Source organism: Streptomyces sp. NPDC046870, from assembly GCF_040704595.1.
Classification (GTDB): Bacteria; Actinomycetota; Actinomycetes; order Streptomycetales; family Streptomycetaceae; genus Streptomyces; species Streptomyces argyrophylli.
The window spans coordinates 53,291-68,023 of record NZ_JBEYXM010000017.1 but is presented as its reverse complement, the minus strand read 5'-3'; the positions used below and the strand labels follow the sequence as shown (position 1 = coordinate 68,023).

The following is a 14,733-nucleotide window of genomic DNA, read 5'->3' as shown; positions in this document are numbered from 1 at the left end:
GACCCGTGACCGACGCCCTGCACCGGGACCTGCTCGAACTGGCCCAGGAGGCCGCCCGCCGCGCCGGCGCGCTGCTGCGCGACGGCCGCCCCGCCGACCTGGCCGTGGCGAAGACCAAGTCCAGCCCCATCGACGTCGTCACCGAGATGGACATCGCGGCGGAGAAGCTGATCACCGATCTGATCTCCGGGCAGCGCCCCGACGACGGCTTCCTCGGCGAGGAGGGAGCCTCCGTCGAGGGCACGAGCGGTGTCCGCTGGGTGATCGACCCGCTGGACGGCACCGTCAACTACCTGTACGGCCTGCCGACCTGGGCGGTGTCCATCGCCGCCGAGCAGGACGGCGAGACCGTCGTCGGGGTGGTCGCCGCTCCGATGCGCGGCGAGACGTACCAGGCGGTGCGCGGCGGCGGCGCGTGGGCCACGGGCGCGTGGCAGGGTGAGCGGGCGCTCGCCTGCCGGCCCGCGCCGCCGCTGGACCAGGCCCTGGTCTCCACCGGCTTCAACTACGTCACCGAGGTCCGTGCCCACCAGGCCGGGATCGCCGCCCGGCTGATCCCCGTCCTGCGGGACATCCGGCGCGGCGGCTCGGCGGCGATCGACCTGTGCGACGTGGCCTGCGGCCGGCTCGACGGGTACTACGAGCGGGGGCTCAACGCGTGGGACTTCGCGGCAGGGGACCTGATCGCCCGGGAGGCCGGTGCGCTGACCGGTGGACGGCCCGGTGAGCGGCCGTCGCGGGATCTGACCGTGGCCGGGTCACCCGGCGTCTTCGAGCCCCTCCAGCGGCTGCTGGAGGACTTCGGCGCCTGGCACGACTGACCCGGGCCGGCGGACAAGCGAAAGGACCCCGGCGCTGGATTCGCCGGGGTCCCCGCTTGCCCTGCCGGGCCGTTCAGACGCGTGACGCGCCGACCTCCACACCGTGTTCGGCGGCGAGGCGTCGCAGGTCTTCGAGCTCTGCCTGCTCCACCTCGGCGAGGAAGTCGTCGCCCTCGTCACGAGCCCGAGACAGGTCGGACTCGGTCGCCCTTATGCGCTGCAGAAGTCCTGCGGTGAAAGCGTCCATGCTGCGCCCCCTCGTCCAGGGTCGTGGGTCGGTGGCACGGGGGTGTGCCGTTCAGAAGGGGCGATCACGTCTCTCGCGGGTGCCCAGCGCTGCCCGGGCTGGGCGGCGACGGTGCCGGACACCCGCGCCCGCTCTGCGAAGCGGAGGCCGAAGTACCGCATGGTGCTGCGGCACATGCAGAGCGTGATCGCGGGGTGTAAAGCCGTCCTCCCCCCGCTCCCCTCCGGAGAAACCTCAACCGCGGGAGAAATTCTCGTATTCCCGCCCCCGGACGTCCGTTCACGCGGCCCGGACCCCGCCTTACAGCCGACTTATGGCCGAAAAGGGCAGGATGGGGCTCACATCCACGGACACCCCTGCCCGCACGCGCCCGCGGCGCGTCCTCGCGGGTGGACACAGGAAGGACAAGCGACGTGCGCGTACTCGTCGTCGAGGACGAGCAGCTGCTCGCCGATGCGGTGGCCACCGGACTGCGCCGGGAGGCCATGGCCGTCGACGTCGTGTACGACGGTGCGGCCGCCCTGGAGCGCATCGGCGTCAACGACTACGACGTGGTCGTCCTCGACCGTGACCTCCCGCTCGTCCACGGCGACGACGTCTGCCGCAGGATCGTCGAGCTGGGCATGGCCACGCGCGTGCTGATGCTCACCGCCTCCGGCGACGTCAGCGACCGCGTCGAGGGCCTGGAGATCGGCGCCGACGACTATCTGCCCAAGCCGTTCGCGTTCAGCGAGCTGATCGCGCGCGTCCGTGCCCTCGGCCGCCGGACCAGCGTGCCGCTGCCGCCGGTCCTGGAGCGCGCCGGCATCAAGCTCGACCCCAACCGCCGGGAGGTCTTCCGCGACGGCAAGGAGGTCCAGCTCGCGCCCAAGGAGTTCGCGGTGCTGGAGGTGCTGATGCGCAGCGAGGGCGCGGTCGTCTCGGCGGAGCAGCTGCTGGAGAAGGCCTGGGACGAGAACACCGACCCGTTCACCAACGTGGTGCGCGTGACGGTGATGACCCTGCGCCGCAAGCTGGGCGAGCCGCCCGTCATCGTCACCGTCCCCGGCTCCGGCTACCGGATCTGATCCCCGTGGCCACGACACCCGCACCGCCCCAGGCACCCCCGAAGCCCACCTGGGACCCCAGAAGGCCGCAGCCGCCCTTCCCGTGGCTGCGCCCCACCATCCGCATACGGCTCACGCTGCTCTACGGCGGCATGTTCCTGATCGCCGGCATCCTGCTGCTGTCGATCATCTATCTGCTGGCCGCACAGGCGATCAGCACCGGCAACCAGCCGCTGTTCAAGATCGTCAGCGGGTCGGCGATCAAGGTCACCAGCGACAACTGCCCCGCGGTCACCGCGATCAACTCCGGCCCGGTGCCGCTGTCGGACTTCAACGAGGCCATCGCCCACTGCGTGGACCAGCAGCGCCAGGCGGCCCTGGACAACCTGCTCAGCCGCTCCCTGCTGGCGCTCCTGGGCCTCGCCGTGATCGCCTTCGCGTTCGGCTACGCGATGGCGGGCCGTGTGCTCTCCCCGCTCGGCCGGATCACCCGCACCGCCCGCCAGGTCGCCGGCTCGGACCTCTCCCGCCGGATCGAGCTGGACGGCCCGGACGACGAGCTGAAGGAGCTGGCCGACACCTTCGACGACATGCTGGAGCGGCTGGAGCGGGCCTTCACCGCCCAGCAGCGCTTCGTCGGCAACGCCTCGCACGAACTGCGCACCCCGCTCGCGATCAACCGCACGCTCCTCGAAGTGCACCTGTCGGACCCGAACGCGCCGGTGGAACTCCAGCAGCTCGGCAAGACCCTGCTCGCCACCAACGAGCGCAGCGAACAGCTCGTCGAGGGGCTGCTGCTGCTCGCCCGCAGTGACAACCAGATCGTCGAGCGCAAACCGGTCGACCTGGCCGAGGTCGCCACGCAGGCCGTCGACCAGGTGCACGCCGAGGCCGATGCCAAGGGCGTGAAGATCCGCGGTGAGCGCAAGCCCGCCGTGGTCCAGGGCAACGGCGTGCTGCTGGAACGGATCGCGCTGAACCTCGTCCAGAACGCCGTGCGGTACAACGTGCCGGAGGACGGCTGGGTCGAGGTGGACACCGAGATCGAGCACGGGCAGGCCGTGCTGACCGTCACGAACACCGGGCCGGTCGTGCCGGCGTACGAGATCGACAACCTTTTCGAGCCCTTCCGGCGGTTGCGCACCGAGCGGACGGGCAGTGACAAGGGGGTGGGTCTGGGCCTGTCCATCGCCCGGTCCGTGGCCCGCGCGCACGGCGGTCACATCCTGGCCCGGCCACGGGAGGGCGGTGGTCTGGTGATGCGCGTCACCTTGCCCCTGTGATCAGGCACGACACACGCGGAGGATGTTCGCTGCACGCGGAATTTTCCGACCGCTGTACATGGTTCTTCCTGTGTGATCGATCACATGGGCGGATTTCCGGCCATGTACGCACAGTGATCATGACAGAAGGTGGAAAGCCGGGAAAGTCCGGGTTTTCAGGGCTCTTGATCACGGGAAGTACACGGTGAGGCGCCTTTGAGGTGCGGCATTCGAACCGTGTACGGTCCTCACCGCCATCCAAGCCGATCACTCTTGAGGGGTCGGGTTGGGTGTCGATTGAGTAACAGACCTTGATGTGAGGCAAAATCTCCGCCTCAGGTCGGGCACAAGTCCGGCCTCTCACGCGTTACGTGCGCTGGAGACACCGCAGACACCCAGAGGGGGAGAGCGACTATGGCAACCGATTACGACACTCCACGCAAGACCGACGACGACGTCGACTCGGACAGCCTTGAAGAGCTGAAGGCCCGGCGGAACGACAAGTCCACCTCGGCGGTGGACGTCGACGAGTTCGAGGCCGCCGAAGGCCTCGAACTGCCCGGCGCCGACCTCTCGAACGAGGAGCTGGCCGTCCGGGTGCTGCCGAAGCAGCAGGACGAGTTCACCTGCTCCAGCTGCTTCCTGGTGCACCACCGCAGCCAGCTGGCCAGGGAGAAGAACGGCCAGCCGATCTGCCGCGACTGCGACTGAGGACGGGTCGGCCGTGTCTGGCTCGACCCCTCCCCGGAAGCGCCGCTTCTCCCTGCGGAAAGCGGACCAAGGGCCGATCGGCGGCCCGCACGGCGCGCGTGACGGAGAGCGGGGCTCACCCCTGGCGGGAGCCCCGCTCGAACCGGAAGCCGGCCGGGAGGACTCGCCCGCGCCGGCGCAGCACCCCTCACCCGTCGCCCGGCGGCGGGCGGAGGTCGTCCGCGACAAGGCCCGGGATCTGGCCCGGGAAGGCGCCCGTAAGGGCGGCAGCCGGGCTCGCGCGGGTCTGGCGTACCTCGCGGACCGGATCATCGAGATCGCCCCGCGCATCCTCGTACGTGACCTCGCGACCCTGCGCGGGCAGTTCCCCGGCCTCGGACCCGAGGAGCTGGCCGACAAACTCGTGGCGGGCGCGGCGGCCGGCACCTCGACGGTCGGAGCCGGGATCGGGGCGGCGGCCATGCTGCCGGTGCCGCCGGCCATGCCGACCGAACTTGCCGCGGAGATCACCGGGGTCGCCGCGATCGAACTGAAGCTCATCGCCGAACTCCACGAGGTCTACGGCGTACGCCCGCCCGGGAACCTCAAGACCCGCTCCGCCGCGTATCTGTCCTCCTGGTCGGGGGAGCGCGGGATCGACGTGCTGAAGCCGTCGACGTACGACACGGCCATGGGCGGCCACATGAAGCGCCGCATGCGCCAGCAGATCATGAAACGGATGGTCCGCGACCTGCCCAACCTGATGCCGTTCATGGTCGGGGCCGCGGTCGGAGCGGTCATGAACCGCCGGGACACCAGGAGACTGGCGGCCCGCATCCGGGCCGACCTGCGCAAGATCCAGGTTCCCTGGGACGAGCTGCCGGAACTGCCGCCGCTGGAGAAGCCGGCGGAACCGCTGAGACTGCGCGGGCTGCCCGACGGCCCCTAGGGTCTGTCGCCGCCACCCCGCTCCCGGGCCGGCCCGGTCCGACGATCCGGACGAAGGTCCTCAGGCGTGCGCCTTGCGGGCCGCCTCGATCGCCGCGGCCAGCTTCTCCGGCTCCCGCGTCGACAGGTACAGGTACGGCGTCGGGTCCTGCGGGTCCGTGACCTCCACGCGCAGCGCCGTCGGGATGTAGGCGCGCAGCAGCAGGAACGCCCGGGTGTCGGCCTTGTACGTCCGCCAGGCGCGGGCCTCCTCCGCGTCCAGGATCTGCGTCTCGCCCAGCGCCGCCACCGGGATCTTCGCCTCGCCGGCGATCAGGGAGTCGCCGACGACCCGGATGCGCGGGGAACCGTAGGCGCTGGCCACCACCGCCGCCGCGGCCGTGCCGCCGACCAGTCCGCCGAGCAGCGGCAGCGTGCCGAAAGGCAGCAGTATCAGGGCGAACGAGACCCCCACCAGGAAGCTGATCAGCCACCACGACCGGGGGGCGGTGAGGCGTTCTTCGTACGGGGTGGCGGAGAGCTGCATGAAGCCAAGCTTGGCACGGGATCCGCACAAGCCCGACGCGCGGGTAAGGTCTGCGCCTGTGAGTGGTAGTTCCGCAGCTCTTCAGCCCCCTGCCGACGCGGTGAAACCGGTACGGCACCCCGACGCGCCCGCGCCCGGGGAGCTCCTCGGCGCCCACTACGAACACTGTTTCGGATGCGGTCCCGGACAGCCGCACGGGCTGCACCTGGAGGCCCGGGCCGGCGAGGGCGTCTCGCTGACCGCCGAGTTCACCGTGCAGCCCGCCCACCAGGGCGCTCCGGGGCTCGCGCACGGCGGAGTGCTCGCCACGGCCCTGGACGAGACCCTCGGCTCGCTGAACTGGCTGCTGCGCACCATCGCCGTCACCGGACGGCTGGAGACCGACTTCGTGCGGCCCGTGCCCGTCGGCACCACGCTGTACCTGGAGGCCGAGGTCACCGCCGTCGCCGGGCGGAAGATCTACTGCACGGCCGCCGGGCGCCTCGGCGGCCCCGGCGGACCGCTCGCCGTGCGCGCCGACGCCCTCTTCGTCGAGGTCAAGGTCGACCACTTCATCGACCACGGCCGCGAGGAGGAGATCCGGGCCGCCATGAACGACCCGGACCAGATCCGGCGCACCCGCGCCTTCGAGGTGAACCCGTGAGCCGAGACCCGCTGAACGTCCTGATCCGGCGCGTCGACGCGGACGTACCCCTTCCGGCGTACGAGCACCCCGGGGACGCCGGAGCCGACCTGCGCACCACCGAGGCGTGCGAACTGGCGCCCGGGGAACGGGCCGTCCTGCCCACGGGTGTGTCGATCGCCCTGCCCGAGGGGTACGCGGCCTTCGTGCATCCGCGTTCCGGTCTCGCCGCCCGCTGCGGTGTCGCCCTCGTGAATGCCCCGGGGACGGTTGATGCCGGGTACCGTGGGGAGATCAAGGTGATCGTGGTGAATCTCGACCCGCGCGAGAGCGTGCGGTTCGAGCGCTTCGACCGGATTGCCCAACTGGTCGTCCAGCAGGTCGAGAGGGTCCGCTTCCAGGAGGTCGCGGAACTTCCCGGCTCGGCGCGGGCCGAAGGGGGCTTCGGGTCCACCGGTGGCCATGCCGCGGTGGGCGGCGAGAGCGGCACAAGCGGTCAGGCCGCCGAGGGCGGTCCGACGGGTGGGAATCGATACGCTGCGGTCGTATCCGACCGGGAAGGACAGTGACGTGTTCGGACGTCGCAAGAAGAAGGGTGCCGCCGAGGACGCGGCCGGCGAGGCCGAGCAGGTCGTCGACAGCGTCGACACCGAGGCGGACGAGGTGGAGGCCGAGCGCGAGCGCGTCCGGCTGGAGCCCGGACCCCGGCCCGACGGGCCGTGGGACAGCAGCGAGGTGCGCGACCCGGCCGAGGGCCGCGTGGACCTCGGCGGTCTGTTCGTACCGGGCGTCGACGGCATGGAACTGCGGGTCGAGGTCGCCGGGGACGCCATCGTCGCCGCGACCGTCGTGCTGCGCGACAGCGCCGTCCAGCTCCAGGCGTTCGCCGCGCCCAAGCGCGAGGGCATCTGGGGCGAGGTCCGCGAGGAGATCGCGTCCGGCATCACCCAGCAGGGTGGGATCGTCGACGAGGTCGAGGGCCCGCTCGGATGGGAGCTGCGCGCCCAGGTTCCGGTGCAGCTGCCCGACGGCACCGGCGGCTTCCAGGTCGTCCGGTTCGTCGGCGTGGACGGCCCGCGGTGGTTCCTGCGCGGGGTGATCTCCGGCCAGGGCGCGGTGCAGCCGCAGGCGGCCGGGCTGCTGGAGCAGATCTTCCGGGACACCGTCGTGGTCCGTGGCGAGGGCCCGATGGCCCCGCGCGACCCGATCGTCCTCAAGCTGCCCAACGACGCGCAGATGGTTCCCGAGGGGGTCCAGCAGGAGGAGGGCTCGCGGTTCTCCGGGGGTATGGGGCAGTTGCAGCGGGGTCCCGAGATCACGGAAGTCCGCTAGGCGCTTCACCGGGTTCAGCCGTTCATCTCGGCGGGCCGTGCCTCCAGGGCGCGGCCCGCCTTCTTGCGGGGTCCCGCCATGGAGGATCCGCCGTCGCCCGGGTGCGGGTTCCCCGTGGCGGATCGCGCAGTTCCCCGCGCCCCTTACGGGGCGCTGCCCGACCGGTGATACTGATGCGCGGTCGACCGGGGGAGGGGACATGAGCCACGTGGTCACCGAGACCATGGTGCGGGTCGAGGGTGTGCACAAGTCGTACGGCGTGGGGGCCGCCGCCGTGCACGCGTTGCGCGGGGTCTCCTTCGAGGTGCCCCGCGGGGAACTCGTGGCCCTGAAAGGGCGGTCGGGGTCCGGCAAGACCACCCTGCTGAACATCGTCGGCGGGCTGGACACCCCCGACCGGGGCCGGGTGGAGGTCGAGGGGCGGGATCTCGCCCGGCTCGGCGAGAACGAGCTGCTGCGGCTGCGGCGGGACCGGGTCGGGTTCGTGTTCCAGTCCTTCGGGCTCATACCGATCCTGAGCGCCGCCGAGAACGTCGGCGTACCGCTGCGGCTGCGTCGGGCCGACCCGCGCGAGCGCGAGGAGCGGGTCGGACTGCTGCTCTCCCTCGTGGGGCTCGCCGGGCACGCGGCCCAGCGGCCCGGTGAGCTGTCCGGCGGCCAGCAGCAGCGGGTCGCCATCGCACGGGCCCTCGCCAACCGGCCCGCCCTGCTCATCGCGGACGAGCCCACCGGCCAGCTCGACGCCGAGACCGGGCACGCCGTCATGGAGCTGCTGCGCGCCGTCGTCCGCAGCGAGCAGGTCACGGCGCTGGTCGCCACGCACGACGCGACCCTGCTGGACCTGGCCGACCGGGTGCTGGAGCTGCGCGACGGGGAGATCACCGAAGACTGAGCCGCGCCGCCCGGCGAGGTCATCAGGGTTGCGTCAAAGTTGCGGGCCGCTCCCGCTCCCCGTCCCGTTCGCCGTGGTCGTGGGCCGTAAGGTCGACGCTGCGTAGGCGACAGGCACGGGAAGACAATGGGGCCATGGCACGCGGCAAGCTTCGGATCTACCTCGGTGCGGCACCGGGCGTGGGCAAGACCTACGCGATGCTCGCCGAGGCGCACCGCCGGGTCGAACGGGGCACCGACTGCGTGGTCGCGCTGGTGGAGAGCCACGGCCGGCCGCGCACCGAGGTGATGCTGCACGGCCTGGAGCAGGTGCCGCGCAGACAGCTGGAGTACCGGGATGCCGTCTTCGGCGAGATGGACGTCGAGGCCGTGCTGCGCCGGGCGCCCGCCGTCGCCCTCGTGGACGAGCTGGCCCACACCAACGTCCCCGGCTCCCGCAACGCCAAGCGCTGGCAGGACGTGGAGGAACTGCTGGCCGCCGGCATCGACGTGGTCTCCACCGTCAACATCCAGCACCTGGAGTCACTCGGCGACGTGGTCGAGTCGATCACCGGGGTGCGGCAGCGGGAGACCGTACCGGACGAGGTCGTACGGCGGGCCGACGACATCGAGCTGGTCGACATGTCCCCGCAGGCCCTGCGCCGCCGCATGGCCCACGGCAACATCTACCAGCCGGACAAGGTCGACGCGGCCCTGTCCAACTACTTCCGCCCCGGCAACCTCACCGCCCTGCGCGAGCTGGCGCTGCTGTGGGTGGCCGACCGGGTCGACGCGTACCTGAACGCCTACCGCAGCGAGCACCGGGTCTCGGCGATATGGGGCTCCCGGGAGCGGATCGTGGTGGGCCTGACCGGCGGTCCCGAGGGACGCACCCTGATCCGCCGGGCCACCCGGCTCGCCGAGAAGGGTGCCGGCGGCGAGGTCATGGCCGTCTACATCGCCCGCAGCGACGGGCTGTCCTCGGCCTCCCCGAAGGAACTGGCCGTCCAGCGCACCCTGGTCGAAGACCTCGGCGGAACGTTCCACCAGGTGGTCGGCGACGACGTCCCGGCCGCCCTGCTCGACTTCGCCCGCGGGGTCAACGCCACCCAGATCGTGCTCGGCTCCTCGCGCCGCAAGGCCTGGCAGTATGTCTTCGGGCCCGGCGTCGGCGCCACGGTCGCCCGGGACTCCGGCCCCGACCTGGACGTGCACATCGTCACCCACGAGGAGGTCGCCAAGGGGCGGGGACTGCCCGTGGCCCGGGGCGGCCGGCTCGGGCGGGCCCGGATCGTCTGGGGCTGGGCGGTCGGCCTGGCCGGTCCCGCGATCCTCGCGGTGCTGCTGAACACCGTCGACCTCGGCCTCGCCAACGACATGCTGCTGTTCCTGGCCGTCACCGTCGCGGCGGCCCTGCTCGGCGGCCTGCTGCCCGCGCTGGCCTCGGCGGCCTTCGGCTCGCTGCTGCTGAACTACTTCTACACCCCGCCGCTGCACCGGCTGACCGTCGCCGACCCCAAGAACATCGTCGCCATCGCGATCTTCTTCGGGGTGGGGATGGCGGTCGCCTCGGTGGTCGACCTCGCCGCCCGGCGCACCCACCAGGCCGCCCGGCTGCGCGCCGAGTCCGAGATCCTCTCCTTCCTCGCGGGCAACGTGCTGCGGGGCGAGACGAGCCTGGAGGAACTGCTGGAACGGGTCCGCGAGACCTTCGCCATGGAGTCGGCCGCCCTGCTGGAACGCGCGAGCGACGTGGCGCCCTGGACGTGCGCGGGCCGCGCCGGTTTCGGGCCGCCGCTGGAACGCCCCGAGGACGCCGACGTCGACGTGCCCGTCGGCGACCACATGGCACTGGCGCTCACCGGCCGGGTGCTGCCCGCGGCGGACCGCCGGGTGCTCGCCGCGTTCGCCGCCCAGGCCGCCGTCGTGCTCGACCGCAGGCGCCTGAAGGAGGAGGCCGACCGGGCCCGCACGCTCGCCGAGGGCAACCGCATCCGCACCGCCCTGCTGGCCGCCGTCAGCCACGACCTGCGCACCCCGCTGGCCGGCATCAAGGCCGCCGTGTCCTCCCTGCGCTCCGACGACGTCGCCTGGTCCGAGGAGGACCAGGCGGAGCTGCTGGAGGGCATCGAGGAGGGCGCCGACCGGCTCGACCACCTCGTGGGCAACCTGCTGGACATGTCCCGCCTCCAGACGGGCACGGTCACCCCGCTGATCCGCGAGATCGACGTCGACGAGGTCGTACCGATGGCCCTGGGCGGCGTACCCGAGGACAGCGTGGAGCTGGACGTGCCCGAGACGCTGCCCATGGTCGCCGTCGACCCCGGGCTGCTGGAGCGGTCGGTGGCCAACCTGGTGGAGAACGCCGTCAAGTACAGCCCGCCCGGGCGGCCCGTGCTGGTGGCCGCGAGCGCCATCGCCGACCGCGTGGAGGTGCGCGTGGTGGACCGCGGCCCGGGCGTCCCGGACGAGGCCAAGGACCGCATCTTCGAGCCCTTCCAGCGGTACGGTGACGCACCGCGCGGCGCCGGCGTGGGGCTCGGCCTCGCGGTCGCCCGGGGCTTCGCCGAGGCCATGGGCGGCACCCTCACGGCCGAGGACACGCCGGGCGGCGGGCTCACCATGGTGCTGAGCCTGCGCGCGGCGGGACCGCGCCCCGAGCCGCTCCCCGCCGGGGAGCCCCGTACCGAACCCGAAAGGCAGGCCACATGGTGAGCCCGGCTGGGGAGACCCCCCAGGCCCCCGTGAGGGTGCTCGTGGTCGACGACGAGCCGCAGATCGTGCGCGCCCTCGTGATCAACCTCAAGGCGCGCAAGTACGAGGTCGACGCGGCCGCCGACGGCAGGACCGCGCTGGAACTCGCCGCCTCCCGCCACCCCGACGTCGTCGTCCTCGACCTGGGACTGCCCGACATGGACGGCGTCGAGGTGATCAGGGGGCTGCGCGGCTGGACCCGGGTGCCGATCCTGGTGCTGTCCGCCCGCCACTCCTCCGACGAGAAGGTGGAGGCGCTGGACGCGGGCGCCGACGACTACGTGACCAAGCCGTTCGGCATGGACGAGCTGCTGGCGCGGCTGCGGGCCGCCGTCCGCCGGGCCGAGCCGGCCGGGCCGGGCGAGGACGATGTGACGACCGTGGAGACCGCGGGGTTCACCGTCGACCTCGCCGCCAAGAAGGTCAACCGGGGCGGCAGGGACGTCCGGCTCACCCCGACCGAGTGGCACCTGCTGGAGGTGCTGGTCCGCAACACCGGCCGGCTGGTCAGCCAGAGACAGCTGCTCCAGGAGGTGTGGGGGCCGTCGTACGGGACCGAGAGCAACTACCTGCGGGTCTACATGGCCCAGCTGCGCCGGAAGCTGGAGTCCGACCCGTCGCACCCGAAGCACTTCATCACCGAGCCGGGGATGGGATACCGGTTCGAGACCTGAACCGGTCCGCGGGGAGGAGGCGCGCTGTGGACGTGAGCTGCGCTACGGCCCCGTCGGCGCACCCCGGTACGCTTCAGGTATGACTGCTGTTCCTCGTTCCGAAAAGCCGGCCGGCCGGTTCCGGCGCATGCTCGACCGGCTCTCCTCGTCGCAGGAGGACCTGGAGTCCGAGGAGCTGCGCGAGGACGCGGAGACGGCCGGGTGCACGAAGATCGGTGACTGTCACGACCGGCAGATCGTCACCGTAACTGGTACCTTGCGCACGGTCACCCTGCGCCCGCGTGCCGGAGTCCCGGCCCTGGAGGCCGAGCTGTTCGACGGCACCGCCGCGCTGGACGTGGTGTGGCTCGGCAGGCGCTCCATCGTGGGGATAGAACCGGGGCGCAAGCTGATCGCATCGGGCCGGATCTCGATGAGCCGGGGCCGCCGGGTGCTGTTCAACCCCAAATACGAACTGCGACCCCTCGGACGGGAGTAGCCGGTGACGTCCCTCGACAAGCCGACCCAAGACACCGACCAGACTCAGCCCGACGCCCGCGCGGTGACCGAGGCGGCGCTGTTCGAGGCCTTCGGCGGGGTCCGCGGCATGGTCGAGACGGTCCTGCCGGGCCTGCTCTTCGTCGCGATCTTCACGGTCAACAAGAACCTGCACATGGCGGCGATCGCCGCGCTGGCCCTGTCGCTGATCCTGGTGGTCGTCCGGCTGGCGATGAAGGACACCGTCAAGCACGCCTTCAGCGGCGTCTTCGGCGTGGCCTTCGGCGTCGTGTTCGCGATGTTCACCGGCAACGCCAAGGACTTCTACCTCCCCGGCATGCTCTACACGCTCGGCCTGGCGCTGGCGTACATCGTCACGACGCTGGCCGGTGTGCCCCTGCTCGGGCTCATCCTCGGCCCGGTCTTCAAGGAGAACCTCTCCTGGCGCACCCGCAACCCGGGCCGCAAGAAGGCGTACGCCAAGGCCAGTTGGGCCTGGGGCCTGATCCTGCTCGCCAAGTGCGCGATCCTCTTCCCGCTGTACTGGTGGGCCGACACCACGCAGCTCGGCTGGGTCCTGGTCATCCTCAAGATCCCACCGTTCCTGCTGGCGGTGTGGCTGACCTGGGTCTTCCTCGTCAAGGCGCCCGCGCCGATCGACGTGTTCGCGGAGATGGAGGCGGAGGAGAAGGCGGCCGAGGAGAGGAAGGCCGCCGCAGAGGCGGCCGGCGGCCGGCACCGCCGGGAGGGCTGAGCGGGCCCCGGAGGGGCCGGACAGGCTCCGCCGGGTGACTTCAGCGCGTGCACGACGAAGGGCGCCCCCGGCGACAGGGGCGCCCTTCGTCGTCGTGCGGTCAGTCCTCGCGCCGCACCGACAGCAGGTCCTCCAGCTGCTCCTCCCGGGCCTGCGCGGCCACGAAGAGGAGTTCGTCGCCCGGCTCCAGGGAGTCCTCCTTGGAGGGCGTCAGCACACGGGTGCCGCGGATGATCGTGACCAGGGAGGTGTCCTCCGGCCACTGCACGTCCCCGACCTGGGTGCCGGCCAGCGCCGACTCCTCCGGCAGGGTCAGCTCGACGAGGTTGGCGTCACCGTGGCTGAAGCGGAGCAGCCGGACCAGGTCGCCGACGCTCACGGCCTCCTCGACCAGGGCGGACATCAGGCGCGGGGTGGAGACGGCGACGTCGACGCCCCAGGCCTCGTTGAACAGCCACTCGTTCTTCGGGTTGTTCACCCGGGCCACGACGCGCGGAACGCCGTACTCAGTCTTGGCGAGCAGGGAGACGACCAGGTTCACCTTGTCGTCGCCGGTCGCGGCGATCACGACGTTGCAGCGCTGCAGCGCCGCCTCGTCCAGGGAGGTGATCTCGCAGGCGTCGGCGAGCAGCCACTCCGCCTGCGGGACGCGCTCGACCGAGATGGCGGTCGGCGCCTTGTCGATCAGCAGGACCTCATGGCCGTTCTCCAGCAGCTCGCCCGCGATCGAGCGGCCGACGGCACCGGCCCCGGCAATGGCGACCCTCATCAGTGACCGCCCTCCTCTTCCGGGCCACCGGCGAACGCCGCCTCGACCTTGTCCACGTCGTCCGTCCGCATCATCACGTGCACGAGGTCGCCCTCCTGCAGCACCGTCTGCGAGGTGGGCAGCATCGCCTCGCCCAGGCGGGTCAGGAACGCCACCCGGACGCCCGTCTCCTCCTGGAGCTTGCTGATCTTGTGGCCGACCCACTTCGGGGAGGCGTGCACCTCGGCCAGCTGCACCCCGCCGGTGGGATCGCGCCACAGCGGCTCGGCCCCGGACGGCAGCAGCCGGCGCAGCATCTGGTCGGCGGTCCAGCGCACCGTGGCCACGGTGGGGATGCCCAGACGCTGGTAGACCTCGGCACGGCGGGGGTCGTAGATCCGGGCGGCCACGTTCTCCACGCCGAACATCTCGCGTGCCACGCGCGCGGAGATGATGTTGGAGTTGTCGCCGCTGGAGACGGCGGCGAAGGCGCCGGCCTCCTCGATGCCCGCCTCGCGCAGGGTGTCCTGGTCGAAGCCGACCCCGGTGACCCGGCGGCCCCCGAATCCCGGGCCCAGCCGGCGGAAGGCGGTGGGGTCCTGGTCGATCACGGCGACCGTGTGTCCCTGTTGCTCCAGGGTCTGGGCAAGAGCGGAACCCACTCTTCCGCAGCCCATGATGACGATGTGCACGACCGTCCTTCCGGTGTCCAAAAGCTACTGCTCAGCATCAGGGTCTCAGACCGACGCCCAAAGCTACACACGGGCGCCGCGCGGCGGGCACCCCTGTGCCGCGGGAGGTGGCGGGAGCCGCCGGCGAGTGATGCTGCGCACGCTGCACAAGGTCAGGATTCCGAGGCCGCCGAGGGCGAGCAGCGCCCCGATCAGCTCCGCGGTCGCGGGCATGGAACCTCCGAAGTGCGATGACAGGCGGGGTTTGCCATCTAGGCACGGCGGGCACAC

17 protein-coding genes are annotated in these 14,733 nt (G+C 71.7%); 13 read left to right on the top strand and 4 right to left on the bottom strand.

The annotated features are described in order from the left end of the window. The first annotated feature begins 5 nt into the window (after positions 1 to 5). The gene (locus AB0946_RS29180) at positions 6 to 821 is read left to right on the top strand and encodes an inositol monophosphatase family protein (RefSeq protein WP_366763646.1); all 816 of its coding nucleotides are present in this window, start codon (positions 6 to 8) and stop codon (positions 819 to 821) included. A 73-nt stretch (positions 822 to 894) separates the two neighbouring features. Here the strand turns inward: AB0946_RS29180 and AB0946_RS29175 are convergent, their stop codons facing one another. Then, on the bottom strand, positions 895 to 1,068 hold the full coding sequence (locus AB0946_RS29175) for a hypothetical protein (protein ID WP_171152145.1): 174 nt from the start codon (positions 1,066 to 1,068) through the stop codon (positions 895 to 897). Between the two features lie 413 nt (positions 1,069 to 1,481). Between AB0946_RS29175 and AB0946_RS29170 the strand changes: the two genes are divergently transcribed. From AB0946_RS29170 to AB0946_RS29155, 4 genes are all read left to right on the top strand, one after another. Then, entirely contained in the window at positions 1,482 to 2,135 is a 654-nt protein-coding gene (locus tag AB0946_RS29170; RefSeq protein ID WP_093832080.1) for a response regulator transcription factor, read from the top strand. Positions 2,136 to 2,140: 5 nt separating this feature from the next. Next, complete coding sequence (locus AB0946_RS29165) at positions 2,141 to 3,397, top strand: HAMP domain-containing sensor histidine kinase (RefSeq protein ID WP_225808367.1); 1,257 nt, start codon at positions 2,141 to 2,143, stop codon at positions 3,395 to 3,397. 393 nt (positions 3,398 to 3,790) lie between these two features. After that, entirely contained in the window at positions 3,791 to 4,087 is a 297-nt protein-coding gene (locus tag AB0946_RS29160) for a DUF4193 domain-containing protein (RefSeq protein ID WP_171152140.1), read from the top strand. A 13-nt stretch (positions 4,088 to 4,100) separates the two neighbouring features. Continuing rightward, positions 4,101 to 5,015 (top strand): hypothetical protein, encoded by a 915-nt coding sequence (locus AB0946_RS29155; protein ID WP_366763645.1) that lies wholly within the window; start codon positions 4,101 to 4,103, stop codon positions 5,013 to 5,015. A 60-nt stretch (positions 5,016 to 5,075) separates the two neighbouring features. Here AB0946_RS29155 and AB0946_RS29150 read toward each other — a convergent pair whose 3' ends face one another. Then, positions 5,076 to 5,540, bottom strand: a complete 465-nt coding sequence (locus tag AB0946_RS29150; protein WP_366763644.1) for a DUF3093 domain-containing protein — start codon at positions 5,538 to 5,540, stop codon at positions 5,076 to 5,078. 58 nt (positions 5,541 to 5,598) lie between these two features. Between AB0946_RS29150 and AB0946_RS29145 the strand changes: the two genes are divergently transcribed. The 8 genes from AB0946_RS29145 to AB0946_RS29110 all read left to right on the top strand — a co-directional run bounded on the left by AB0946_RS29145 (position 5,599) and on the right by AB0946_RS29110 (position 13,023). After that, entirely contained in the window at positions 5,599 to 6,183 is a 585-nt protein-coding gene (locus AB0946_RS29145) for a PaaI family thioesterase (protein WP_366763643.1), read from the top strand. Then, positions 6,180 to 6,731: a dUTP diphosphatase gene (gene dut / locus AB0946_RS29140; RefSeq protein ID WP_189881229.1), complete on the top strand. Its 552-nt coding sequence runs from the start codon at positions 6,180 to 6,182 to the stop codon at positions 6,729 to 6,731. The genes AB0946_RS29145 and dut overlap by 4 nt, the downstream gene beginning before the upstream one ends. Position 6,732: 1 nt before the next feature. Next, positions 6,733 to 7,494, top strand: coding sequence for a DUF3710 domain-containing protein (locus AB0946_RS29135; protein WP_366763642.1), 762 nt, complete (start codon positions 6,733 to 6,735; stop codon positions 7,492 to 7,494). 199 nt (positions 7,495 to 7,693) lie between these two features. Further along, positions 7,694 to 8,386: an ABC transporter ATP-binding protein gene (locus AB0946_RS29130; protein ID WP_366763641.1), complete on the top strand. Its 693-nt coding sequence runs from the start codon at positions 7,694 to 7,696 to the stop codon at positions 8,384 to 8,386. A gap of 134 nt (positions 8,387 to 8,520) precedes the next feature. Further along, positions 8,521 to 11,079: a sensor histidine kinase KdpD gene (locus tag AB0946_RS29125; RefSeq protein ID WP_366763640.1), complete on the top strand. Its 2,559-nt coding sequence runs from the start codon at positions 8,521 to 8,523 to the stop codon at positions 11,077 to 11,079. Then, positions 11,073 to 11,792 carry a response regulator gene (locus tag AB0946_RS29120; RefSeq protein WP_366763639.1) on the top strand — a complete coding sequence of 240 codons (720 nt, stop codon included), beginning with the start codon at positions 11,073 to 11,075 and terminating at the stop codon, positions 11,790 to 11,792. The genes AB0946_RS29125 and AB0946_RS29120 overlap by 7 nt, the downstream gene beginning before the upstream one ends. A 79-nt stretch (positions 11,793 to 11,871) precedes the next feature. Then, a complete protein-coding gene (locus AB0946_RS29115; RefSeq protein WP_171152122.1) occupies positions 11,872 to 12,270 on the top strand; it encodes an OB-fold nucleic acid binding domain-containing protein in 399 nt (132 codons plus the stop codon). A 3-nt stretch (positions 12,271 to 12,273) separates the two neighbouring features. Continuing rightward, positions 12,274 to 13,023 carry a DUF3159 domain-containing protein gene (locus tag AB0946_RS29110; protein ID WP_366763638.1) on the top strand — a complete coding sequence of 250 codons (750 nt, stop codon included), beginning with the start codon at positions 12,274 to 12,276 and terminating at the stop codon, positions 13,021 to 13,023. 100 nt (positions 13,024 to 13,123) lie between these two features. Here the strand turns inward: AB0946_RS29110 and AB0946_RS29105 are convergent, their stop codons facing one another. Then, a complete protein-coding gene (locus AB0946_RS29105) occupies positions 13,124 to 13,792 on the bottom strand; it encodes a TrkA family potassium uptake protein (protein WP_014675525.1) in 669 nt (222 codons plus the stop codon). Beyond that, positions 13,792 to 14,463 (bottom strand): TrkA family potassium uptake protein, encoded by a 672-nt coding sequence (locus AB0946_RS29100; RefSeq protein ID WP_089104280.1) that lies wholly within the window; start codon positions 14,461 to 14,463, stop codon positions 13,792 to 13,794. Before AB0946_RS29100 ends, AB0946_RS29105 begins: the two co-directional genes overlap by 1 nt. Positions 14,464 to 14,733: the final 270 nt, after the last annotated feature.